The sequence below is a fragment of the Paenibacillus sp. GCM10028914 genome (assembly GCF_042666275.1).
Lineage (GTDB): Bacteria > Bacillota > Bacilli > Paenibacillales > Paenibacillaceae > Paenibacillus_AQ.
In genome coordinates this window covers 248,546-269,868 of record NZ_JBHTFO010000016.1, presented here as the reverse complement: position 1 = coordinate 269,868, position 21,323 = coordinate 248,546, and the positions used below count along the sequence as shown (strand labels likewise).

Genomic DNA, 21,323 nt, shown 5'->3' with positions numbered 1-21,323 from the left:
TTGTGATACTAGAGACTTTCTTCTACTTCGCTGCGCGTTGGCATACCACCTTGCGCTCCAAATTTCGTAACGGACAGGGATGCTGCACGATTCGCAAATTTCAAGCTATCCTTAATGTTCATACCTTCTGCAATCGCTACCGCAAATGCTCCGTTAAATGTATCCCCAGCTCCTGTTGTATCAACAGCCTCAACGCTATATCCTGACACTACGACTTCTTCCTTACCGTCAAAATAGCGGACGCCTTTCTTGCCTTCTGTGACAATCAGCTTGTTCGGATAACGACGAAGCACATCACTCAGCGACTCTTTTCCAAATAGAATATCTGCTTCATGTTCATTCGGTGTAATATATGATGCCTGTTCAACGACATCCTGTGGTACCGAACGGGCAGGAGCAGGATTGATCATAAGAGGAACGTTATATTTCCCACACAATTCACTTACGTAAACTACGGTTTCTTCAGGGATTTCTTGCTGAATCAGAACAATATCCGATGCTTTAATGACATCCACTGCCTTATCAATATGATCAGGTGTTACATGATCATTCGCTGCCTTAACGACCACAATGCTGTTATCGCCTTCTGCTAAGATGATGTGTGCTGTACCGCTCTCCATACCTTCAATGACTCCCATGTAGTCTGTATTAATTCCGTTCGCTTTAAAATTATCCAGAATAGATTTACCGAGATGATCATCGCCAACACACCCAATCATCGTTACCTCAGCTCCGAGTCTAGCGGCCGCCACCGCCTGATTGGCGCCCTTACCTCCAGGAACAGTCTTGAAGCTTTCACCAAGAACGGTTTCTCCTGCTCCCGGGCGTATAGACGAGGTTACCACCAAGTCCATTGAAGCGCTGCCTACCACTGTAATTTTCGTCATTTATGATCCACCTTTCTAGTTGTCTCTCGTTCGATAAATTTTACAGGGAATTTCTTACTATGATTTTCTATATGCTGCTCTTCAATATATTGAATAAGCAAACGGGCGGCCTCCCGTCCCATTTCATACGCAGGTTGATGAATCGTTGAAAGCGACGGAGCAAGCAATCTGCTTAACGGAATATCATCAAAGCCAATAATCTGTACATCTTCCGGCACCCTTTTCCCTAACCGATGCGTTTCCTGAAGCACAGCGGATGCAACCATATCATTACTAGCTATAATGCCATCGGTGTCCGGGTATTTCCGAAATAATTCTTTTGACCAATCTTCTGCTTCGGTTAAAGAAAAGGATGTCGTCTCAAGTACATCATGGCTGACGCCCAATTCTTTAAGAACCTCAATCGCTCCTTCAAAACGGTCCAAAGCTGGCCGTACATGCGCAGGACCTTGCAGTACAGTAATCCGTTTGCTACCGCGCTTAACCATTTCCCGAGCAGCTATACCGCCGCCTTCTCGGCCATCCGCATAAACAGAAGGTCGATCACTGGAGGTTCTGTCCAAGAATACGACGGGTATGTTCAGCCCCGCATAAATGTCTGCATCCGGGTCATTCGTAGATGAGATAACACCAACTACATTATTCTGAACAAAGGTCTGGATATAATCCATTTCCTTCTGCCGGCTTTCATCACTGTTTCCGAAGATTAACCGATAGTTATTCTCCTGCATTTCGTCTTCAACCCCACGGGCCAACTGTGGGAAATATGGATTTGTAATATCCGGAAGCAGCAAGCCGATGAGTTTCGACTTTCTCTTATATAAAGAACGCGCTACTTCATTCGGTGTGTAGTTCAGCTGACGAATTGCTTCATCAACTTTTCTGCGGGTATCTTCATGAACGTATCCGTTCTGATTCAGGACACGTGAAACTGTCGCAACGGATACTCCCGCAGTAAGTGCTACCTCTTTAATTGTCGCCATATTCAAATCTCCTTATCCCATGTGTAACCGGTTACACATATAGACTATCATATTATAGATTTAGCCGCAAGTGTGTTTTCACATTGACAAAAAGAGGAGTGCAACTTCATTCTGCCCCCTCTTCATTCCTTCAACATCTCTTTCTCCTAATGATGTACTAGCGAACGACTCGGAACCCGCAGTTCCCTGTTGAGCTGTCCGGTGTATTGGAGCTTCTTGCTGCTACTCTATATCGATTACAATAAGACCGATGACATAAATACGAGCCGCCACGCATAGAACGTCTACCAGTCGCCTGTTTAAATTCCGGATTACGTGCGGCTGTCTGGAGGTGGTATGAAGGGCTAAACCAATCTGTACACCATTCCCAAACGTTCCCTGACATATTATAAAGTCCATATCCATTTGGCTCATAAGCATCAACAGGTGCCGTTCCTACATATCCATCAAGTGCGCTATTGTGAGTTGGAAACTTCCCTTGCCAGATGTTACAGCGATGTTCGCCGTTCACTTTCAGCAAATCTCCCCAAGGATATGTTCTACGCTCCAGTCCTCCGCGTGCTGCGTATTCCCACTCCGCTTCCGTTGGCAATCGAACCTCAGCCCATTTGCAGTAAGCTTCCGCATCATTCCATGATATGTGCGTCACAGGGTGATTCAGTCGATCTTCGATATGGGAATCCGGTCCTTCCGGAGCACTCCAGCATGCACCTTCCACAACGAGCCACCAAGGCACTTCCTGCGGCACGTTTGCTACAGATTCCTTAATCTGATCAGAGGCTAAAAGATGAAATACATAAGACCAACCGAAACGTTCCGCTTCCGTGACATAGCCGGTAGCGTCCACAAAAAGCTTAAAATCGGCATTTGTAACCGCATACGGAGATATTTGAAAGGAATCGATCTCAACCTGGCGAACAGGCCCTTCCCCATCCGCAGGAAAACCTTCTTTCGTATCCGTCCCCATCGCAAAAACTCCGCCGGGAATTGTTATCATCGTATCGAAGTGAGGCTTTTCTACTTTTACCGTCGTTCTAACATCATGCTGCATGTTTGCCGCATTTGGCAATGTGACTTGTTCTCTCGTACCTGCACAGCAGGATGTTGGTTTATTCACTTCCATGCCTCCAAATATTTTTTAACGTGTTTATTAGAATAATACGATGCCTGCAACCCCCGCCGCAAGAATAAGTATAAATGGATGAAGCTTATATTTAAGAAGCAGGAACAAACTTACCCCACATATTAATAATGTTCCGACTGTCGCCCAGGTAATTCCTGATTCTTGCTTACCTAAGAATCCGAAGTGTATTGCTGCATAGACGATAAGGCCCGTAACGATTGGTCTTAGTCCATAAAAAGACGATTTAACCCATTTATTATTTTGAACTCGAAAAAATAGAGCTGCAAGTATGATGATGATCACGAGTGATGGCAATATCATCCCCAAAGTGGACATAATCGCACCTAAAGGTCCCGCTGCCTTGTAGCCAATCAGTGTAGCGCTATTCGTAGCAATGGGACCTGGCGCCATACCAGCAAGCGAGACCGCTTCCTGAAATTGTACAGATGACAGCCACCCGTTCTCCGAAACTTCATATTCAATGAGTGGAATAACTGCATATCCCCCGCCGAAAGAGACAAAGCCTATTTTTAAAAATGTGACAAACAATTCCCAGAGCATAACTCTCCTTCTTTCAATAGATACATTAGATGTAGTATTCCGGATAGAAGGACTCCTGGCTGGATATAGAATTAGGTTCTTTCTCTGTTCTTACCTTAAGCCCAATCCATTCCTTCCCTTTCACAAAAACAATGCCCCCAAGCAAGCCAAAAGCAATCATATATATCGGACTAATTGGAACCAATAGCAAGATAAGCACGGCACTAACGGACATAAAAGCTGTCGCCATATCAAATACGGCTTGTTTAGCCATACGATATGCAGCCATCAGGATCAATGCGATTACAGCCCCCTGAATCCCCTTCAAAGCAGCTCCAACTTTAGGATTATCGTGAAAGAGAAGGTAAAAGACACTTAACGCGATCACAATCAAAAATGTAGGAAGCGTAATTCCTGCAACTGCGGCAACCGCTCCAGCTAGCCCCGCTTTTCGATAGCCGACAAAGGCTGCTGCATTCACGCCCACACCTCCAGGAGCCGATCCAGAGAGAGATACCATGTCCGCCATTTCCTTCTCATCAATCCACTGTTTCTTCTCCAATATCTCCCGTTCAATCACCGGTATCATGGCGTAACCGCCGCCAAACGTTGAAGGACCAATCCGAAAAAAGGTAACAAATAACTGCAGAATCATGCTCCGATCTTCTCTCGTCCCTTTTGTCCTGTTCATCCTTTCCCCATCTCCCTTTACTCGTTAACTCCATTGTATCATCTTTATTCCATTTTGGAATAATGTTTAGCGGATTTCGATGAGAAAATATTTAAAGTTAACGAAAATATGCTAATAATCCGGTTTAATCATGTTCTTTATTATTTCTATCATCTTATCGGGAATGCACTTTATACTATTATGGTATAAAGTAAGTCGTGGAAAAAGAACATTTCATCCGCTATAATCAGGTTAACAATGCGTATTTAAGGAGTATTCAATGCAGAATGAACACATCCCAACGCCCAAGCAGCTCATATATAATCTAATTGCCGAAAAAGGGACGGTCGCCAAGGCCGATCTCTTAGCATATACCAGCTTAACAAGCAGCACCTTAACCCGGATGCTTGAGGAGATGATCGAGGAAGATCTGATCGAGGCTGCTGACCTGGGACCATCTCGGGGCGGTAGACGGCCAATTTTGTACCAGATCAACGCGAATTACGGATATATCTTTGGTTTAGAAGTATCAAGGATTCATTCCTCACTTGGTTTATTTGATATGCAGCTCAATCCCAAGTCACTCATACATTGGCGTATGGATGAGGCGATGACGCCTGAGCGCTTCCTCGAGTACACAATGCGGCAAATTCGGAACTTTCTTAGGGACCACCGAATTCCACATGAAAAAGTGCTTGGCTTAGGTATCGGTGCTGTCGGTCCCTTGGACCGTACTTCCGGGACCATTCTGGATCCTCTCTATTTCCCTGCCAAGGGGTGGTGCAACATTCCAATCTGTGACCTGTTTGCGAAGGAAACGGGTTGGCGGGTTATCCTTGAGAACGGAGCCAATGCCGCATTAATCGGTGAACAATGGGCGCTACGCCATGACCAGATCCAGCATGCACTGTATGTCCATGCCGGGGTCAGCCTGCGTTCTGCGATGATGTCTCACGGCCGAATTGTTCATGGAACCATGGATATGGAAGGATCAATTGGGCAAATGATCATCCAAACTGATGGCCCAAGACTAAATAATACCGGCAACTATGGGGCACTCGAAGCCTACGCTTCTATTGAAGCACTTGAGAAACAGGCACGCGCACAGGCGAAAATGGGCAGGTTTCCTTTTCTTCATCATAAAGAAGTCCCCCCTGAACAGATCAACTTTGATCTGCTGCTGCAAGCACAAAGGCTCGGTGATTCCTTCGCGCAGGAGTTATTTAATCAATCCGCAACTTATTTCGGAATCGGGCTTGCCAATCTGATCAACATTTTTCACCCGGAGAAGGTTATTCTAGGCGGTGCGCTGATCAATTCCAGCCAAATGTATTTTGAAACAGCTACCGAAATTGCCACGAAGAATGCCTACTACTACCCGAAATACACACCGCAATTCTCCAAAGGAGAACTCAAAGAGGCCGCCGTTGTTACAGGGGCCGCCTTGAATGTGTGGAAGACTATGGAGTTATAAGAAACGTGTGCACACATAGACATTAGTTAATTGCAAATAGATCGTTGAAGGCTTCACTCATGACAGGGTGATTGTATACCTGATCTCTTAAATAACTGTAGGGTACATCCAAATCCATGGCCAGTTTCACTAAATTGATCAGTTCATGCGATTCCGGACCAAAGAGGGTAGCACCTAGAATTTTACCTGTTTTTTTATCTACTACTGCTTTAAATAATCCTCGTAAATCGTCGATGACATGTGCCCGAGGATGAGTAGCAATCCTTAGTCTACCCTCTGCTACTTCGTAACCCTGCTCTTCAGCCTCTGCCGCAGTCATGCCAACCCTTGATAAGGGAGGATCGATAAAAATAGAATACGGAATATGATTGCGGCTTGCCAGGGAACGCTTCTTGTCACCGAATAAATGATCCATGACAATCCGAGAATCGTCGAGGGAGATATAAGTGAATTGCATGCCGCCCTTCACATCACCCATCGCCCAAACATGAGGCACCGTCGTTTCTAGATGATCATTTACTCTAATAGCACCCTCTTCAGTCATTTCAATCCCTGTATTATCTAAACCTAGATTTTCAACATTCGGCTTTCGGCCTGTCGCGATTAGTACAGCATTTGCGTTAACCTTCTCTTGATTAGATAAAGTTAATGTGATCATACCATTCTCTTCTTCAGTAATTTCCTCAGCCTTCGCCTCAAAAATAAATCGGATCCCTTTGCTCTCCAATTCTTTTTTGACCTCGGAAGCAATTTCTAGGTCTTCACGAGGTAGAAGCTCCGATTCAGGCGTCACAACTGTGACTTGCGAGCCGAAATTTTGATACATGGACGCATATTCCAAGCCGATGTACCCTCCGCCAATGATAACTAGTTTATCCGGAAGCTCTTTCGTCTCAATTAAAGTCGTACTTGTATAAACTTTATTCGACGATAGATCCCCTTTTATTGGTGGCACAACGCTGGTTGCCCCTGTATTAATAAAGATGTGCTCTCCCTTAAGCACTTCAATTTTCCCATTCCATTCTACTTCTATTTCTTTATCGGATCGGAATTTAGCTTCCGAATTAATAATCGTCACCTGCTCAAGATCATCCAACTTTTTGAAATTGGTGGCTCTTAACTTTTGCACAACCTGATCTTTTCGTTCAACTGCATCCCTGTAGGGAACTTTCTTCAATCCATCATGTACAAGCGTTTTAGTTGGAATACACGCGATGTTGATACAAGTCCCGCCATACATCTCCGGATCTTTTTCAATCATGGCCACTTTCCAATCTTTTTTCGCTAGAGCACCTGCTAAGGTTTTTCCTGCCTTGCCGAAACCAATAATAATTGCATCAAAAGCTAACATATTTATCCCCTCCTTTACTCAACCGGCGTTAATTCATCCTCGGTTACCCATTTATGATTCGCCACTTCTTCTCCTGTTTCTGTGTCCGGATACGTCACCATATATACGGTTGTCTGTTTAGCCGAATCAATGACAGCTGTAGCACCATCCATCCCTTTCATATGATCCGCTTTTAACACAACCTCATCTCCAGCTTTAAATGGTTCCGCCCCATGGTTATCAAGTTCTTCATGAATGACCCATTTATGATCTTCTACTTTTTCGCCGCCAGTTGTAGGGGTATATGAAACAGTATATACAGTCGTATCATAGGCACCTGCAATAGTGGCAACTGCCCCTTTCATACCTTTCATATGATCCGTGTTAATGACCGCTTGACTGTTTACCGGATATACTGGATTTTTTGCCTCAGCTAAATCTTTGGGAACTTCCCCTGAACCTGAATGATTCATATCAGCATGTGAGCCAGAATCATCGTTCATTTCCATATTTGTCGAATTATTATTAGGTTCATTCGCGGTTTCGGCTTCCCCTCCAGAACAAGCAGTTAGAGTGAAAACAGTGGCCAATGATATAATTCCCGTTAGAAACTTTTTATTCTTCATGATTTATCCCTCAATTCAAATGATGTAATTACTATACCCCGGTATAGTATAGAGCTGCCTCTAATATATAATACCCTCTCACAGGTTTAATAAACATCCTTGGGGCTAATCTCATGAAACTATGGTTCATATTACTTTAATGATGATGATGCGCATGTGCATCTGGGGCACTTGCCTTGACTGTGCACAGAAGTGAGTTGTCATGTATATGATTCTCTGATTCAACTTGCAGTGTCGTGTGCTGAATATCTTTATGTTCTAAAAGATGTTCAATCGTATGAAGAATGGCTTCTGTTTCATAAATCGTCTTACTTCCATCGACAACAATATGAGCTGTTAGAGCATTCAAGCTACTTGTGATGGACCAGATATGGACATCATGAACTCTCTTCACTCCGTCTACTTTTTGAATCGTCTGAACAATATCGTTCAAATCAACATTCTGTGGCGCGCCTTCCATCAATACATGTAAGGAGGATTTTGTGACAAAGTATCCACTGCGCAGTACAAGTGCTGCAACAATAACACTAGCAAGCGGATCTGCCCAACCCCAGCCAAAAAACATCATCAATAAAGCCGCGGCAATCGCACCAACTGAACCGAGCATATCACTCAGTACATGTAAATAAGCACCGCGCATATTCAAGTTATTCTCCGTATCGCTTCCACGCATCATAATCCAAGCGACTAGAACATTAATAAGCAGGCCAATAATACTAATAATTAGCATTCCCATTGTGGCAACTTCTGGAGGGTTGATGAAACGATCTATTGCCTCATAAAAAATATAAAGCGCAACTCCAATTAATGTGATTCCGTTTAATGTTGCAGCTAATATTTCAAATCTCCGGTATCCATAAGTTTTTCCGGTATTCACCGCTTTTTCTCCAATTGTGAACGCGAGCAAAGCGATACCTAAAGCAATGGAATCTGATAACATGTGGCCCGCATCAGAGAGCAAAGCCAAGCTATTTGTAATAAATCCCCCAGCTGCTTCAACAAGCATATACACGCTAATAATTGCGAATGAGATCAGCAATACTTTCTTGTTGTTCGTATGCACGTGGTTATGCCCATGATCATGAGTGTGACCGTGGTCGTGTCCAGACATTTCACTCTTCCCCCTTTAAAATATGAAAATGATTCATTTGTCTCATAAACAAACATATGAGCAATCATTCATATGTTTGTTTATATTATATGCACGCTGAAACATTCGTGTCAATCATAAATGGTGTATTTTCCCTTGTTAATTAAAAAGACCGTCTCAGGTATAAATACCATGAAACGGTCTTTGCTCTACTTTATTTAATTTTTCATACAAAAGAATACTTATTTATCGTGTAATGTATGTTGAAGAGTCTGTGTGAATATTTGTTCAATATGGGAATCATCCAAAGAATAAAAAACAGTCTTTCCTACTTTACGGCGTTTTACGATTCTCATGTTACGAAGATACCGTAGCTGATGGGAGATCGCGGATTGCCCCATGTCCAGTAATACAGTAAGGTCGTGAACACATAGTTCTCTCTGCAATAAAGCATTTATTAACTTCACTCGTGTAGGGTCACTAAATGCCTTGAACCAGTCCGCTACTTGGATTGCTGCATATTCATCAATCATCGCTGCTTTCACTTGCATGATATCAGCTTCTGATCCAGGACATGCTAAGTCACAATCTTCAACCAAAGGATCTTTGTGCTCCACTTTTAATCACCATCCTATTCGCACCTTCTCCTCTATTGTATAGTAGCATCATGAAAAACGAAAGGATTACGATTAAGAGGCCCCTCCTCTGCGTAGATTACATAGTTCCAATGGAGGCAAATAAAAGACCTTGATAGACAAGGTTTCTTGTCATCAAGGTCTCTCACTTATATCTTCAATCCTTATCCTTTGGTGCTCTTACGCGGCATTTTGATAAGTGCTAAAAGTATGCACCCCAATCCCCCACCCGTCATTAGCCCGCTAGTGAAATCATTCATGACCACATCCAACCTTTCCAAAATGATCGGGCTAACAACTAGCATCATTCCTACCGCAACAGCATACTGAAATCCTTTTTTACTCATTAGAATAACCTCCATCAAATTGATTTATTTATTCCCATTCTTCTGTTGTCGATATATGTGTTTATTACTCCTTACATCTTATAAGCTTTCATTGCTTTTCCAAGCTCTTTCAAGCTCGGACGCTTACCATACATCAGCACGCCCGTGCGGTAAATCTTCGCTGAGAGCCAGCCTAAGATTAAGGTCGATAAGAAAAGAATCGCAAGTGATAAGAAAATTTCCCACATTGGTGGCTCACCCAGTCCGATACGAACAATCATCGAGGTTGGAGAGATGAATGGAATATAAGCAGATACCTTCATCAATGTTGAATTTGGTGCCCCAAGGCTAAAGATCGCGATGTAGAATGCAGCAAGCGTCAGCATCGTAATCGGCATAATAGCCTGACCCAGATCTTCCGTACGGCTTACGATGGAACCCACAGCTGCGTAAACAACTGCATACAGGAAGTATCCAAAGATGTAGAAGATAATCCCGAACACAAGAAGCATCGGATCAATAGCACTCATATCCAAGTTCAACGAGGCTAAAGCATCAATATTATGCGGAAGCATCAAGTTGACAGCGACTACCACTCCAAAAGATGCGATCTGTGCGAGTCCCAGCAAGAACATACCAATAACTTTACCGAACATTTGACTCAGTGGAGATACGCTGGTAATCAAAATTTCCATAATCCGCGAGCTCTTCTCTGTTGTTACTTCAGAAGCAATCATGTTACCTGTTCCCATCAGCGTCACGAAGAATAAAATAACTAGCGCATACACAACAACATAATTAGCTGCTTCTTTCTCTCCTGCTTCAACAGATGTAACTTCTGATTCACCGTTTTCCACTTTGCTTACACTTTGTGTATTAATCTGAACCGGAGTGTTGATTTCTTGAATTTGTTCATCCGTGAGTGTCAATCCTTCGACTACACTGCGTGTTTTCGGACCTTGAAGCGCTGCCTGCAGCGTGGATTGAAGCTCCGGATTGATCGTCTCATCCTCAGAGCTATAAATGACTGCCGGGAAATTAGCCCCATCCTTCGCTTCGAACCTAATGTAACCTTCGATAACACCATCTGCTACATCTTTTTTCAGGGTAGCTTCATTAAATGTGTCGTATTTCATCAATTCATAGTTTGTAGTAAGACTCTTCATCGTCTTGGTTAAATCCTCAGCAAGACTTTCTTGCTGCTCATACACCAAACCGATTTTAGTAGGTCCTTCTGCAGTTTTATCCCCGCTAAACAATTGAATAAGGAATGGGATATTAATACAGATTGTAATTAATACGGCAAAGATTAATGTCGAGACAATAAATGACCTGGTTCTTAACTTATTCATAAAAGTAAATCGAATAACAGTCCACATACTATTCATTGGATTCACCTACCGCCTTAATGAAAATTTGATTTAACGTTGGTTCCTTCACTTCAAATCGGTGAATTACACTCTGAGACATTGCCGTATTCAAAATAGATTGTGCCGCATTCACATCCGTAATACGAACGGAGTAACCATCTTCTGTACGAGTGACGCCAGCTACACCCGGCAATTGTTCCAGTCCCTTTACCTCACCAGAAGTGCCAAGCACCACTTCTTCACGAGGGTAACGGGATTTAATTTCTTTCAGATTACCTTTTACGACCGTGTTTGAACGATGCAAGATCGTAATATTCTGACACAGCTCTTCAACATGCTCCATCCGGTGTGTCGAGAACAAAATACTGGTTCCCTTGTCACGAAGCTCTTTCACTGTTGATTTCAACAATTCTACGTTGACTGGATCCAGACCACTAAACGCCTCATCCAAGATCAGAATTTCTGGATTGTGAACAACTGCTGCTATAAAGCCCATCTTTTGCTGGTTACCTTTGGACAACTCTTCGATCTTCTTATTGTAGTATTCCGGTACTTCAAACCGTTCGAGCCAGTAACGAAGACTCTTATCCGCATCCTTAGCAGACATCCCACGTAATTGAGCCAGGTAGGAAATCTGTTCACTTACTTTCACTTTTGGATACAACCCACGCTCTTCCGGAAGATATCCCATAATACGGCGAAGCTCTTTACTATATGGCTTGCCGTTGTAAAGAATAGTCCCTTCATCAGGGTAGATCAGCCCTAACACCATCCGCATTGTAGTCGTTTTTCCGGCACCGTTCGCTCCGAGAAGGCCGTATATTTCCCCCTCTTCTACCTCAAGTGAAATCCGATTGACCGCCGTTTTATCAGCATAAACCTTAACTACATTATCCAATTGCAATCGTTGCATCGTATACTCTCCTCTCCCTTAATCCTGCATCCCTGCAGGTTTATTCCCATGGATCCACAAGCTTAGGACTTCGTCTAACTCCAAACTGCGTGTTTTTATAAATGGTATCCCTGCTGATTGTAATATCTGCTCAACTTCCAAGCATTCGGTTGTTACAAAAGATACCGCAGTTGCTGATTCTTGCTTCCAGCTCACAATGCCTGGTAATTCACTAACCAACAAGGCATCTCCCGTGACCCAGCATTCCTTCCAGTTGTCCAGTAGTCCATCTTTCTCGACCATACCAAGCATTTTTCCATGATGCATAAGGACAATATAGTCGGCTAACCTTCGAACCTCATCCACAATGTGAGTAGATAACACGATCGTGGTATTTCCATCTTCCATGCAGTCCCGGAGCTGATCTATCATCAGCTTCCAGGCAAAAGGGTCGAGACCCGAAGACGGCTCATCCAGTAGTAGCAGTTTTGGCCGTGGTGCCAAGGCAGCCGCAATTTCGAATTTTCTCCGTTCGCCCTTGGACATCTTGTGCAACTTCACTCCACGCGGAACTCCAAACTTGGACAGCAGCTCATCAAAATAGTAACCATCCCAACTGCTATACCAGATGGATCGAAATCCCGCCGCTTCTTCGGCTGTCATGTACTTTTCTTCGGTACTTAGCTGCTCTGGAACGAAGCCTATCTGCTCACGAATATCCTTTGGCAACCCTTTAGGGCATGCTCCACCGAACCAAGTAATTTCTCCTTCATCCGGAAGCACCGTCTGAATCAACATGTTAAGTAAAGTGCTCTTTCCTGAACCATTCGGTCCAACAAGAGCGATAATAAAGCCTTCTGGAATCGAAAGATCAATCGGACCTATGTTTTTTGTACGCCGCCGTTTCGTAACATTACGCATTTCAATCAACTGGGGTTCCACTGGACTCACCGCCTTTTTGCTGATGATATTTACGCTGCACAATTTCCATGAATATCGCTTTCAATTCTTCCTCACTGCAATGTACGGATAGTCCCGTTTCGACTGCAGCCTCTAAAGCTTCTACGACCGTATCCCTCTTAAATCTCTCTCGTGTCTGATCACCGACTCCAGCAACAAAAGTACCTGTGCCTTGTCTGGTCCTCAGTAATCCTTCACCCTCTAAATCCTGATACACCCGTCGAACTGTAATAACGCTGCAGTTCAATCCACTGGCAAACTCCCTTATAGACGGTAAGAGTGTTCCCTCCTCGATCTGTCCACTTATAATAAGAGACCTTAATTGTGTCTCAATCTGGTGATACAGGGGCTCAGCACTGTGCTCATTAATTTGAATCGGGATTCGCACCTCTTTCACCTCACCTTGTCTACATATTCCGCGGCCTTACGAAGCATTCCCTTATCGTTCTTCATGACAGATCTCTCAGACGCATCCGCTTGTAAGTCAGACGACACATCAATGAAAATCCGATAATTCCTGTAATTAGAGAACCCCACATATAAGGAGATAACAACTTCCACTTATCCGATTCACCTATTAGATGGTTAAAAAGACTGAAGCGGACTCCCAGGAAAAACAATCCGATGATGACAACTGCAATTACTAGCGTGATTAGAAAATTAGTCCACATATACGATTTTCCATGCCTCATGAATTCGAAGTATATATAACACCCGTTGATCAAAATTCCAAGTCCGATCCATGTGAGTCCAAAGGCCATATAACTTGCTACATCCATGTTCGCGCGAAGGTCGGCTGCAAATAAGTAAGTCCCCCCAAAGAAAATCGCTCCATTCATGATAAAAGCTCCTAAACCCATAATTGCTCTGCTCATAATGACTGCTTCTGTAGGGACTGGAATACTTCGATAGTAGTACAGCATTTGTGTATATGAATCTTCACTCAGATATTTAAATGCTCTACGCGAGAAGATAAATCCTAGCATCGGCATGAATATAAACATAAGAAAGTCTGCAAGTGGATTAAGATAATCTGGTTCCTGAAACATACTGTTCATAAAGAAACTTAATACTGTTGCCATATAAAGCATAAATATAATCGACCATATGATTTGCAGCTTGTCGTTCCGTAAATCTTTAGAAATTATCCTCATCGCTTGCCTGACGGTCTGCACGTGCGGTTCACCCTTTCTTCCTAGTGTGTATGTGGTGTGCTTATCTGTGCTTACTGTATATATCTTTATACACAGTATATAGTCCAGTTATAACACTGTCAACCCTAAATATTCCAATTTTGTGTATAAAAAAGGAGGCTGTCTCCCAAGTAGATTTCTCTACTAAGGAAACAGCCTCCTTAGGCTAGATTTATCCTAGCTACATTCCAAATATAACTTTCCACACTGGTTGTGTATGACCGCCTGGATACATGAGATAAAGCAGCGTATAAACGGCAACGCCAGTAATCGCAGTGAAAAACCACATTGTCGCTGTTACCCGGCCCCATTTGCGGTGTTTGGAATACTTCTCTTTAAATCCAAGAACGAGTGTTGTTATCCCGAATACTGCAGCTACCGTAGCCAGCGTAATATGGAAAATCAGGAATACCTGATAATACGGCTGCAGACTATCTGGTCCCCCCCAAGCGGTATTGCCAATAAATACAGTCCGAGAAGAGTAAATAACAAAGAAGATAATCGCTGCGATGGCAGCCCAAATCATTACCTTTTTGTGAGCATCTCTCTTCCCTTTGATAATAAGACCCCATCCAATCGCTACCAGGACAGCGCTAATAACGATAAACGCGGTGCTGATGGTAGGAAACAGAAAGAACAAGTCCATAAACATCCCCCTTAATAATTACACTTGATTCAGATTACTTGCCGGCAGATCTGTCGGTAGTGGATCATCCTCTTTATTCTCCCGTTTATACCAATGAAAGAATACGTATGCCAGCATCGAAGCAAAGATGATTTCCTGAAAGAACTTCATAATAATTCCGCCTACCCGTTGATCGATCCCTGGCTCCAGATAGCCGAAGAAAGACGGTCCACCAAACTGAGCGAGCAACTTAGAAGGATCCCCAGGTACACAGTATCCCATTGCTTTGGCCCACGTATTAGGGTCACTGTATGTAGCATACATCGGTTCACTGGAGAAGATAATCAATCCGCATGCTGGAGTTAGAAGAACCATATTCAGAAAAATATAACCCATCTTCATCAAGCCCGAAGTCTTGTCCTTTTCAGGAATCGGTTGTATAATCGCCCACCACATCATTATAGAGGTGATGAACAGTAAAATATAGTACAGCCGGTGCACCCAGAAGTTCAACATCACAAAATCATGAATAACCGGGATATGATAGAACGAAAAAAGTCCATTGAATACTACTGCAGCAACAACCGGACGCGCTAGAAAACCTAGCTTCTTTAAAGGATTCTTTCGATCTATATAACGCCACAGCCATACCGGAATACCAAGAATCAGCAATGGTGTAGCCATAAGATAGGACATCGCCATACTCACCATATGAAACGAAAACATCGTATGCCCTAAAAGATCTATAGGTCCACCTTGAGCCATATACATCGTTAACATACCTAAGACAAAAAGTGTCTTTCTGCCGGCAGATACCGGCTCGCTATCTTTTAACCTGTAGCTAAGCGGTCCTGTGATCAAGAAATAACCTGCGGTCACCAGTAGCATGAATGCAAGAAATATCGGACTCCATTTCGCTTCAAAGGTGAAATATTCTAAACCCAGCATGCAAAAACCCCCCTTACCCGTGTGAAATCTGTCTAAATTGTGACAAAGGCCTTCTAACAGAGAGAAACGGTTCTTCCGTCTAACGAACAAGACGGTAACCGTTTCTGAGGGAAGCATAAACACAGGAGTCCTGAGGATTATGCTATTCTTATAATTTTTGAAAAAAAGAGGTGGCGCATAGCCCACCTCTTGTTCATTTTACCACCAAACCCAAAATAACGCCATGACGATACATGTACTAGCTACGAAAAATCCACCAACCATAAACAAGATCGGCATCATATGTCCTTTATCTTTCAAGTGCATCCAGTAACCCATTTGTACAAAAACCTGTAGTACAGCCATAACTAGAAGCAGGATCACCGTGAAGACTGGATTCACATCACCGGCAGCAACCGCCGCGAAAGCGATAGCTGTCAGTACGATGGTGAAAATAAAGACAACAATATGTTTCTGAGGACCTTCATGCCGATGGCGGTGCTTAACTCCGTGATTCTCAGATTGCTGTTGATCTGCAGTCATCTCTTAGCCCACCTTTCCAAGGAGGTATACGACCGAGAAAATGAACACCCATACAACGTCGATAAAGTGCCAGTACATAGCAGACACATAAACTTTCGGAGCGGTTACTACTGTAAGACCTTTAGTAAAAAGCTGTCCGATCAGAATACTGATCCAGACTACCCCGAATGCAACGTGAGCACCGTGGAAGCCAACAAGCGTAAAGAATGCTGAAGAAAATGCACTTGTCGTCATACCGAAATTTTTATGGGCAACATACTCATAAAACTCGTAAATCTCAAGTCCCAAAAACGCTAGGCCAAGAACAACAGTAATAACAAGCCATATTCTAAGCGACTTTAAATTATGTCTGTGCATCGCCTGAATAGCGAATACACTTGTCAAACTACTAAAGAGGAGAAGAAGTGTCGCCGCTGCCGTAATCGGCAGTGAGAACAATTCATTCGCTGTTGGGCCATCATTCGTCTGATTCCGGAGAGCCAGAAATGTTGCGAACAATGTACCGAAGAGAACAGCTTCACCACCAAGGAAGAGCCAGAAGCCGAGGACCTTATTACGCCCTTCCAAGGTCGCTTTTTCCGGCTCATGAGGAAGTTCTCCGTTTACATGATCTGCGTGTGCGGATGTCATTCTTTACCCTCCTCTTCCAGTTCTTCAGGATCAATGTGATAGCCAGGATCATCGAACAAAGAACGCACTATCATAGCGCCGAACGTAATCACAAGACCTAAAATGAGAACAATATAATTATTGAAGATCAAACTCATAAAGGAGTTTGTGAACTTTGCATAACTAAACATAAAACCAAGACCAGCAATAAACAGACCAACTGACATTACAAACGGTATGATCGTAGGAGACGGCATATGAATCGGACCGATTGGTTCTGCCGGGGTCATCCCTTTATTACCTGCCATTTTCTCTTTCCAGAAAGCATCAAGGCCACGTACAAGTGGAGTTTGCTTAAAGTTGTATTCTGGAGGAGGAGAAGGAATACTCCATTCCAATGTACGACCATCTTCCCAAGGGTCATTCGGAACGTTCTGCTTCTTACCTGCTGTGATGAAGATGTTAGCCAAGAACAGAATAACCCCAACACCCATCAGAATCGCTCCGATGGTACTAATAAAGTTCATCAGATCCAGATTCTGGTTAGGAAGATAAGTTACTATTCGGCGTTGCATACCGAGCAAGCCAAGGAAATGTTGAACAAAGAATGTCATATGGAAACCAATAGCAAAGGTCCAGAACGTCCATTTACCTATTGTTTCATTCAGCATTTTACCGAACATCTTAGGCCACCAGTAATGCAATCCTGCAAACAATCCAAAGACAAGACCGCCCACAATAACATAGTGGAAGTGAGCTACAACGAAATACGTATCATGGAACTGGAAGTCTGCTGGAGCAGAAGCGAGCATAATCCCAGTTACACCGCCCATTACGAAGGTTGGGATAAAACCAATAGCGAACAGGTTTGAACTAGTGAAACGAATTTGACCGCCCCACATTGTGAAGAGCCAGTTGAAGATCTTGATACCGGTAGGTACTGCAATCAACATCGTTGCAATCGAGAACAAAGCGTTCGCAATCGAACCAAGTCCTGTTGTAAACATGTGGTGAGCCCAAACCATGAAGCCCAAGAAGGCAATCAAGATCGTTGCAAACACCATCGAGCTGTATCCAAACAACCGCTTGCGCGAAAATGTTGGGATAACTTCGGAGATGATACCGAAGGCAGGCAGAATGAGGATATATACTTCAGGATGACCGAAGATCCAGAAAATATGCTGCCATAGTATAGGGCTTCCGCCCGCTGCCACATCAAAGAAGTTAGCTCCAATGATCCGGTCGAAACTGAGTAGAACAAGTCCCACTGTAATCGCAGGGAAAGCGAACAAAATCATCGCGGAAGTAATGAATGAAGCCCAAGTAAACATCGGCATTCTCATGAAAGACATCCCTGGTGCACGCATCGTAATGATGGTTACCAAGAAATTGATACCGCCGATCAATGTACCAAGACCTGCAATCTGCAAGCCTATAGTATAAAAGTCAACACCGTGGGTAGTACTGTAATCTGTTGTGGATAATGGTGTATAGGCCGTCCACCCCGCATCCGGGGCTCCCCCCATAACCCAACTCAGGTTCAGCAGAACTCCACCAAACAGAAATGTCCAAAATCCAAGCGAGTTTAGAAACGGAAACGCAACATCTCGCGCACCGATTTGCAGCGGAATGACCGCATTCATCAGTGCGAAGATAATCGGCATAACGCCAAGGAAGATCATTGTCGTTCCGTGCATCGTAATCAATTCATTAAACACTTGCGCTGATACGAGATCGTTCATCGGTTTGATCAACTGCAAGCGAATAAGAATCGCTTCAATACCACCGATACCGAAGAACAGACCACCTGCAAGCAAGTACAATACTCCGATTTTCTTGTGGTCAACGGTCGTTAGCCAGTCCATCAACCCTGAGTAGCGCTTGACGCTATGGCTATGAGCATGAGCATGAGACAAGATTGGTACCCCCTTTAAAAGTTCTTGCTGTATTAATACTCCAATTTATAATTGGCCAAGTAATCGGCAATCTGCTCAATCTCTTCATCACTAAATCCGAGATCTTTCGGAGCAGGCATCAGGTTGCCAGGTTTAACAGCCTCTGGGTCGGCAAGCCATTCCACAAGATTGTCTTTTACCGGCTTTGATCCTTTTGCACCGTTTGTATCATTCAGCAAGATACCTGCCACAGTCTCACGCGATCCTATTCCTGTCAGATTAGGACCGGTAAATCCGCCCTGGTCACCCACAGCGTGGCAAGAGAGACAGTTAGTCTTGAACTTCTCAGCAAGCTGTGTGTCCTCTGGAAGTATTGCTGGTGCCTTGTTAGCTTCAATCCACTGATCAAACGTAGCTTGGTCAACCGCTTTCACGCGGAATTCCATGAAACCGTGAGAGGTTCCGCATAACTCGGCACATTTACCGATGTATGTACCTGCATTTGGTGTACTGATCGTCATGTTATTGACGCTACCCTCTGTATTGGTATCCATTTTACCTGCAAGGGAAGGAACCCAGAAGGAGTGCAGTACGTCAGCTGTCTTCAACTGCAAAGCAATTTTCTTATCAACTGGTATGAGCATCTCTTGTGCTGTCTTTAAATTTTCATATTGCGGGTACTCAAACTCCCACCAGAATTGATGAGATGTAACTTTAATCTGAAGTGCGTCTTTGTCATCCCAATCATTCTCACCATAAGCAAAAATCTTCTGCATTGTAGGAACTGCAAGTATAAGTACGAGAACGAGCGGGATTGCAGTCCAAATAATTTCCAACTTGAAGCTACCTTCTACTTGCTCCGGAACCTCTGTCTGTCCTGGCTTTCTACGGAATTTAATCAGCACATAGGTCGCTATGGCGAATACAACAACCACAACAACAACCATAATCGAGATCGACAGCTTAATTAAATCCAATTGTCCTTCAGCTACCGGACCTTGTGGTCTCAATACCGACAAGTCCTCACGGCCGCAGCCGGACAAGAGCAAAGAAAACACGGCCAACAAAGGAAGGAGACGCTTTACAGCCTGCCACCGTTTCATCATTGATCTACCCCACTTTTCCGATTTTCGTAGACTACCATCCGGCGCGAACAGCGGTAATCTACCTGCAGTATCACGGATGAAATAATCCTGTCAATTAATGCAATCACCTATTAAATATAAGTTTAAGGTCATCTTTTGTCAATCATTCACAAGGAGTTCACAAATTGTTCGAAAAGTTGTCAAAGTCGCGTCGTAACTGATTTTGGAACCGTTTTCATCGTTTTCATTCATAGACTCCCCCCCTTCTCTGATCTTGACATCGACAATTTCCAGCACGTATCACATTATGTATATATATGGACTAATTACCTATTTTCAAACCATCTTGTCCTAGTAAAAGATAAGAGAGAAGCATGCTCCTCTCTCTTATTCTGTTAGAATATAAGGACCTTCACGGGTAATTGCAATGGTATGCTCAAACTGAACCCCTACGCTTCCATCAGCTGATGTAATGGTCCAGCCATCATCACCAAAAAACACGGCCCCGGACGGTCCTAGAGTCAGCACTGGCTCAATAGTGATCACCATGCCCTCTCTAAGCTTTCGACCTTTTCCCCGAACACCATAACATGGAACATCTGGCGGCTCATGAATAGATTGGCCAATACCATGCCCGACCAGCGGCTTAACGAGGCCGTAACCTCCCGCTAAGGCATGTTGTTCGATAACATAACCTATATCCCCCAGCGTGTTACCTACTTTAGCCTCAGCTATTCCTTTATATAGAGCAGATCGAGCGTCCACCATTAACCTTGCGACGTTTGGCTCTGGTTCCGATACAGCATAGGTCCAACCCGAATCAGCAAGCCACCCATCCTTATTAACAACGATATCGATCGTGACGACATCCCCTGCCTTTAAAGGATTGCTACTCGGAAAGCCGTGACATACGACATCATTAACCGAGGCGCAGGTTGCATACGGAAAGCCTTTGTAGCCTTTCTGTTCCGCAGAAGCGCCCGCTTGCTTTAAATACTCCTCTACCCTAACATCAATCTCGAGCGTAGTAATACCTGGCTTGATCCATTTGGCTATTTCACGATGACAGTCGGCCAAAATACGCCCAGCCTTCCGCATATATTCGATTTCATTCCTGCTCTTGATCGGGATCTTCATGTCCACACTCCTTTTGCTGCATATTCTTGTTCCCCATGCAAAGGGTATCGTTAACACTATATGTGTGAGGACACGCAAAAAAACCGTTTTTCGTGGCAGTTGCCCCAAAAACGGTTTAAAGTAGTTAATCTCGTGTGGAATTTTAAATTATGAAAAGCATGCATATGGTTTCTCTTAGGCGGGCTAAAGCCTTACGATACGGAAGAATTCAGTCTTCCCAGCTCATTCTCTACGACGAGAGTAAGCTCTTCTTCATATCCTCCCATAATATGATACTTCCGGACATACTCCTTTACAAATTTTTTCGGATCTTTAGGCCGGAAAATACGTGTCATTTCCCGCAGACTTTCTTTAACCTCATTGTGACCTTTCGTTGCCATGATGATCCCTCCCAAAACGTGGA

24 protein-coding genes are annotated in these 21,323 nt (G+C 43.7%); 1 reads left to right on the top strand and 23 read right to left on the bottom strand.

Annotated features, from left to right (window positions below):
- Nucleotides 1-8: 8 nt before the first annotated feature.
- The 5 genes from rbsK to ACFQV5_RS16870 all read right to left on the bottom strand — a co-directional run bounded on the left by rbsK (nucleotide 9) and on the right by ACFQV5_RS16870 (nucleotide 4,224).
- Complete coding sequence (rbsK, locus tag ACFQV5_RS16890) at nucleotides 9-887, bottom strand: ribokinase (protein ID WP_379248522.1); 879 nt, start codon at nucleotides 885-887, stop codon at nucleotides 9-11.
- Nucleotides 884-1,870, bottom strand: coding sequence for a LacI family DNA-binding transcriptional regulator (locus tag ACFQV5_RS16885; protein WP_379248521.1), 987 nt, complete (start codon nucleotides 1,868-1,870; stop codon nucleotides 884-886). The genes rbsK and ACFQV5_RS16885 overlap by 4 nt, the downstream gene beginning before the upstream one ends.
- Before the next feature lie 157 nt (nucleotides 1,871-2,027).
- Nucleotides 2,028-2,867: a formylglycine-generating enzyme family protein gene (locus ACFQV5_RS16880; RefSeq protein ID WP_483874806.1), complete on the bottom strand. Its 840-nt coding sequence runs from the start codon at nucleotides 2,865-2,867 to the stop codon at nucleotides 2,028-2,030.
- 153 nt (nucleotides 2,868-3,020) lie between these two features.
- Nucleotides 3,021-3,554, bottom strand: a complete 534-nt coding sequence (locus ACFQV5_RS16875; RefSeq protein WP_379248519.1) for a chromate transporter — start codon at nucleotides 3,552-3,554, stop codon at nucleotides 3,021-3,023.
- A 25-nt stretch (nucleotides 3,555-3,579) separates the two neighbouring features.
- Nucleotides 3,580-4,224, bottom strand: a complete 645-nt coding sequence (locus ACFQV5_RS16870) for a chromate transporter (RefSeq protein ID WP_379248518.1) — start codon at nucleotides 4,222-4,224, stop codon at nucleotides 3,580-3,582.
- 259 nt (nucleotides 4,225-4,483) lie between these two features.
- Between ACFQV5_RS16870 and ACFQV5_RS16865 the strand changes: the two genes are divergently transcribed.
- Nucleotides 4,484-5,677 carry an ROK family protein gene (locus ACFQV5_RS16865; RefSeq protein ID WP_379248517.1) on the top strand — a complete coding sequence of 398 codons (1,194 nt, stop codon included), beginning with the start codon at nucleotides 4,484-4,486 and terminating at the stop codon, nucleotides 5,675-5,677.
- A gap of 22 nt (nucleotides 5,678-5,699) precedes the next feature.
- On the opposite strand, the gene ACFQV5_RS16860 is transcribed toward ACFQV5_RS16865, so the two are convergent.
- The 18 genes from ACFQV5_RS16860 to ACFQV5_RS16775 all read right to left on the bottom strand — a co-directional run bounded on the left by ACFQV5_RS16860 (nucleotide 5,700) and on the right by ACFQV5_RS16775 (nucleotide 21,300).
- Nucleotides 5,700-7,028 (bottom strand): FAD-containing oxidoreductase, encoded by a 1,329-nt coding sequence (locus tag ACFQV5_RS16860; RefSeq protein ID WP_379248516.1) that lies wholly within the window; start codon nucleotides 7,026-7,028, stop codon nucleotides 5,700-5,702.
- A 14-nt stretch (nucleotides 7,029-7,042) separates the two neighbouring features.
- The gene (locus ACFQV5_RS16855; protein WP_379248515.1) at nucleotides 7,043-7,633 is read right to left on the bottom strand and encodes a YdhK family protein; all 591 of its coding nucleotides are present in this window, start codon (nucleotides 7,631-7,633) and stop codon (nucleotides 7,043-7,045) included.
- A gap of 136 nt (nucleotides 7,634-7,769) precedes the next feature.
- Complete coding sequence (locus ACFQV5_RS16850; RefSeq protein ID WP_379248514.1) at nucleotides 7,770-8,744, bottom strand: cation diffusion facilitator family transporter; 975 nt, start codon at nucleotides 8,742-8,744, stop codon at nucleotides 7,770-7,772.
- Between the two features lie 221 nt (nucleotides 8,745-8,965).
- On the bottom strand, nucleotides 8,966-9,274 hold the full coding sequence (locus tag ACFQV5_RS16845; protein WP_379248637.1) for an ArsR/SmtB family transcription factor: 309 nt from the start codon (nucleotides 9,272-9,274) through the stop codon (nucleotides 8,966-8,968).
- A gap of 248 nt (nucleotides 9,275-9,522) precedes the next feature.
- Nucleotides 9,523-9,705 carry a hypothetical protein gene (locus ACFQV5_RS16840; RefSeq protein ID WP_379248513.1) on the bottom strand — a complete coding sequence of 61 codons (183 nt, stop codon included), beginning with the start codon at nucleotides 9,703-9,705 and terminating at the stop codon, nucleotides 9,523-9,525.
- Nucleotides 9,706-9,776: 71 nt separating this feature from the next.
- Nucleotides 9,777-11,072: an ABC transporter permease gene (locus tag ACFQV5_RS16835; protein WP_379248512.1), complete on the bottom strand. Its 1,296-nt coding sequence runs from the start codon at nucleotides 11,070-11,072 to the stop codon at nucleotides 9,777-9,779.
- Entirely contained in the window at nucleotides 11,065-11,967 is a 903-nt protein-coding gene (locus ACFQV5_RS16830; protein ID WP_379248511.1) for an ABC transporter ATP-binding protein, read from the bottom strand. The genes ACFQV5_RS16835 and ACFQV5_RS16830 overlap by 8 nt, the downstream gene beginning before the upstream one ends.
- An 18-nt stretch (nucleotides 11,968-11,985) precedes the next feature.
- Entirely contained in the window at nucleotides 11,986-12,888 is a 903-nt protein-coding gene (locus ACFQV5_RS16825) for an ABC transporter ATP-binding protein (protein ID WP_379248510.1), read from the bottom strand.
- Entirely contained in the window at nucleotides 12,869-13,294 is a 426-nt protein-coding gene (locus ACFQV5_RS16820; RefSeq protein WP_379248509.1) for a GntR family transcriptional regulator, read from the bottom strand. Before ACFQV5_RS16820 ends, ACFQV5_RS16825 begins: the two co-directional genes overlap by 20 nt.
- Before the next feature lie 61 nt (nucleotides 13,295-13,355).
- Nucleotides 13,356-13,988, bottom strand: coding sequence for a hypothetical protein (locus tag ACFQV5_RS16815; protein ID WP_379248508.1), 633 nt, complete (start codon nucleotides 13,986-13,988; stop codon nucleotides 13,356-13,358).
- A gap of 292 nt (nucleotides 13,989-14,280) precedes the next feature.
- Nucleotides 14,281-14,745, bottom strand: coding sequence for a DUF420 domain-containing protein (locus tag ACFQV5_RS16810; protein WP_379248507.1), 465 nt, complete (start codon nucleotides 14,743-14,745; stop codon nucleotides 14,281-14,283).
- Between the two features lie 18 nt (nucleotides 14,746-14,763).
- Nucleotides 14,764-15,672: a cytochrome c oxidase assembly factor CtaG gene (gene ctaG / locus ACFQV5_RS16805; RefSeq protein ID WP_379248506.1), complete on the bottom strand. Its 909-nt coding sequence runs from the start codon at nucleotides 15,670-15,672 to the stop codon at nucleotides 14,764-14,766.
- Nucleotides 15,673-15,870: 198 nt separating this feature from the next.
- Nucleotides 15,871-16,194: a cytochrome C oxidase subunit IV family protein gene (locus tag ACFQV5_RS16800; protein ID WP_379248505.1), complete on the bottom strand. Its 324-nt coding sequence runs from the start codon at nucleotides 16,192-16,194 to the stop codon at nucleotides 15,871-15,873.
- Nucleotides 16,195-16,197: 3 nt separating this feature from the next.
- Nucleotides 16,198-16,824, bottom strand: coding sequence for a cytochrome c oxidase subunit 3 (locus ACFQV5_RS16795; protein ID WP_379248504.1), 627 nt, complete (start codon nucleotides 16,822-16,824; stop codon nucleotides 16,198-16,200).
- A complete protein-coding gene (gene ctaD / locus ACFQV5_RS16790; protein ID WP_379248636.1) occupies nucleotides 16,821-18,668 on the bottom strand; it encodes a cytochrome c oxidase subunit I in 1,848 nt (615 codons plus the stop codon). Before ctaD ends, ACFQV5_RS16795 begins: the two co-directional genes overlap by 4 nt.
- Before the next feature lie 83 nt (nucleotides 18,669-18,751).
- Nucleotides 18,752-19,804: a cytochrome c oxidase subunit II gene (coxB, locus tag ACFQV5_RS16785; RefSeq protein WP_379248503.1), complete on the bottom strand. Its 1,053-nt coding sequence runs from the start codon at nucleotides 19,802-19,804 to the stop codon at nucleotides 18,752-18,754.
- A gap of 366 nt (nucleotides 19,805-20,170) precedes the next feature.
- On the bottom strand, nucleotides 20,171-20,920 hold the full coding sequence (gene map, locus ACFQV5_RS16780) for a type I methionyl aminopeptidase (protein WP_379248502.1): 750 nt from the start codon (nucleotides 20,918-20,920) through the stop codon (nucleotides 20,171-20,173).
- A gap of 191 nt (nucleotides 20,921-21,111) precedes the next feature.
- On the bottom strand, nucleotides 21,112-21,300 hold the full coding sequence (locus tag ACFQV5_RS16775) for a hypothetical protein (RefSeq protein WP_379248501.1): 189 nt from the start codon (nucleotides 21,298-21,300) through the stop codon (nucleotides 21,112-21,114).
- Nucleotides 21,301-21,323 lie beyond the last annotated feature (23 nt).

Bases quoted from the DNA above. Each gene is read 5' to 3' on its own strand.
- ACFQV5_RS16860 (WP_379248516.1), bottom strand. From the start codon at position 7,028: ATGTTAGCTTTTGATGCAATTATTATTGGTTTCGGCAAGGCAGGAAAA.
- ACFQV5_RS16835 (WP_379248512.1), bottom strand. From the start codon at position 11,072: ATGAATAGTATGTGGACTGTTATTCGATTTACTTTTATGAATAAGTTA.
- ctaD (WP_379248636.1), bottom strand. From the start codon at position 18,668: ATGGACTGGCTAACGACCGTTGACCACAAGAAAATCGGAGTATTGTAC.
- ACFQV5_RS16845 (WP_379248637.1), bottom strand. From the start codon at position 9,274: ATGCAAGTGAAAGCAGCGATGATTGATGAATATGCAGCAATCCAAGTA.
- ACFQV5_RS16875 (WP_379248519.1), bottom strand. From the start codon at position 3,554: ATGCTCTGGGAATTGTTTGTCACATTTTTAAAAATAGGCTTTGTCTCT.
- ACFQV5_RS16810 (WP_379248507.1), bottom strand. From the start codon at position 14,745: ATGGACTTGTTCTTTCTGTTTCCTACCATCAGCACCGCGTTTATCGTT.
- ACFQV5_RS16830 (WP_379248511.1), bottom strand. From the start codon at position 11,967: ATGCAACGATTGCAATTGGATAATGTAGTTAAGGTTTATGCTGATAAA.
- ACFQV5_RS16880 (WP_483874806.1), bottom strand. From the start codon at position 2,867: ATGATAACAATTCCCGGCGGAGTTTTTGCGATGGGGACGGATACGAAA.
- ACFQV5_RS16795 (WP_379248504.1), bottom strand. From the start codon at position 16,824: ATGACATCCGCACACGCAGATCATGTAAACGGAGAACTTCCTCATGAG.
- ACFQV5_RS16815 (WP_379248508.1), bottom strand. From the start codon at position 13,988: ATGGCAACAGTATTAAGTTTCTTTATGAACAGTATGTTTCAGGAACCA.
- ACFQV5_RS16870 (WP_379248518.1), bottom strand. From the start codon at position 4,224: ATGAACAGGACAAAAGGGACGAGAGAAGATCGGAGCATGATTCTGCAG.
- ACFQV5_RS16865 (WP_379248517.1), top strand. From the start codon at position 4,484: ATGCAGAATGAACACATCCCAACGCCCAAGCAGCTCATATATAATCTA.
- rbsK (WP_379248522.1), bottom strand. From the start codon at position 887: ATGACGAAAATTACAGTGGTAGGCAGCGCTTCAATGGACTTGGTGGTA.
- ACFQV5_RS16775 (WP_379248501.1), bottom strand. From the start codon at position 21,300: ATGGCAACGAAAGGTCACAATGAGGTTAAAGAAAGTCTGCGGGAAATG.
- map (WP_379248502.1), bottom strand. From the start codon at position 20,920: ATGAAGATCCCGATCAAGAGCAGGAATGAAATCGAATATATGCGGAAG.
- ACFQV5_RS16885 (WP_379248521.1), bottom strand. From the start codon at position 1,870: ATGGCGACAATTAAAGAGGTAGCACTTACTGCGGGAGTATCCGTTGCG.
- ACFQV5_RS16840 (WP_379248513.1), bottom strand. From the start codon at position 9,705: ATGAGTAAAAAAGGATTTCAGTATGCTGTTGCGGTAGGAATGATGCTA.
- coxB (WP_379248503.1), bottom strand. From the start codon at position 19,804: ATGATGAAACGGTGGCAGGCTGTAAAGCGTCTCCTTCCTTTGTTGGCC.
- ACFQV5_RS16850 (WP_379248514.1), bottom strand. From the start codon at position 8,744: ATGTCTGGACACGACCACGGTCACACTCATGATCATGGGCATAACCAC.
- ACFQV5_RS16800 (WP_379248505.1), bottom strand. From the start codon at position 16,194: ATGACTGCAGATCAACAGCAATCTGAGAATCACGGAGTTAAGCACCGC.
- ACFQV5_RS16855 (WP_379248515.1), bottom strand. From the start codon at position 7,633: ATGAAGAATAAAAAGTTTCTAACGGGAATTATATCATTGGCCACTGTT.
- ctaG (WP_379248506.1), bottom strand. From the start codon at position 15,672: ATGCTGGGTTTAGAATATTTCACCTTTGAAGCGAAATGGAGTCCGATA.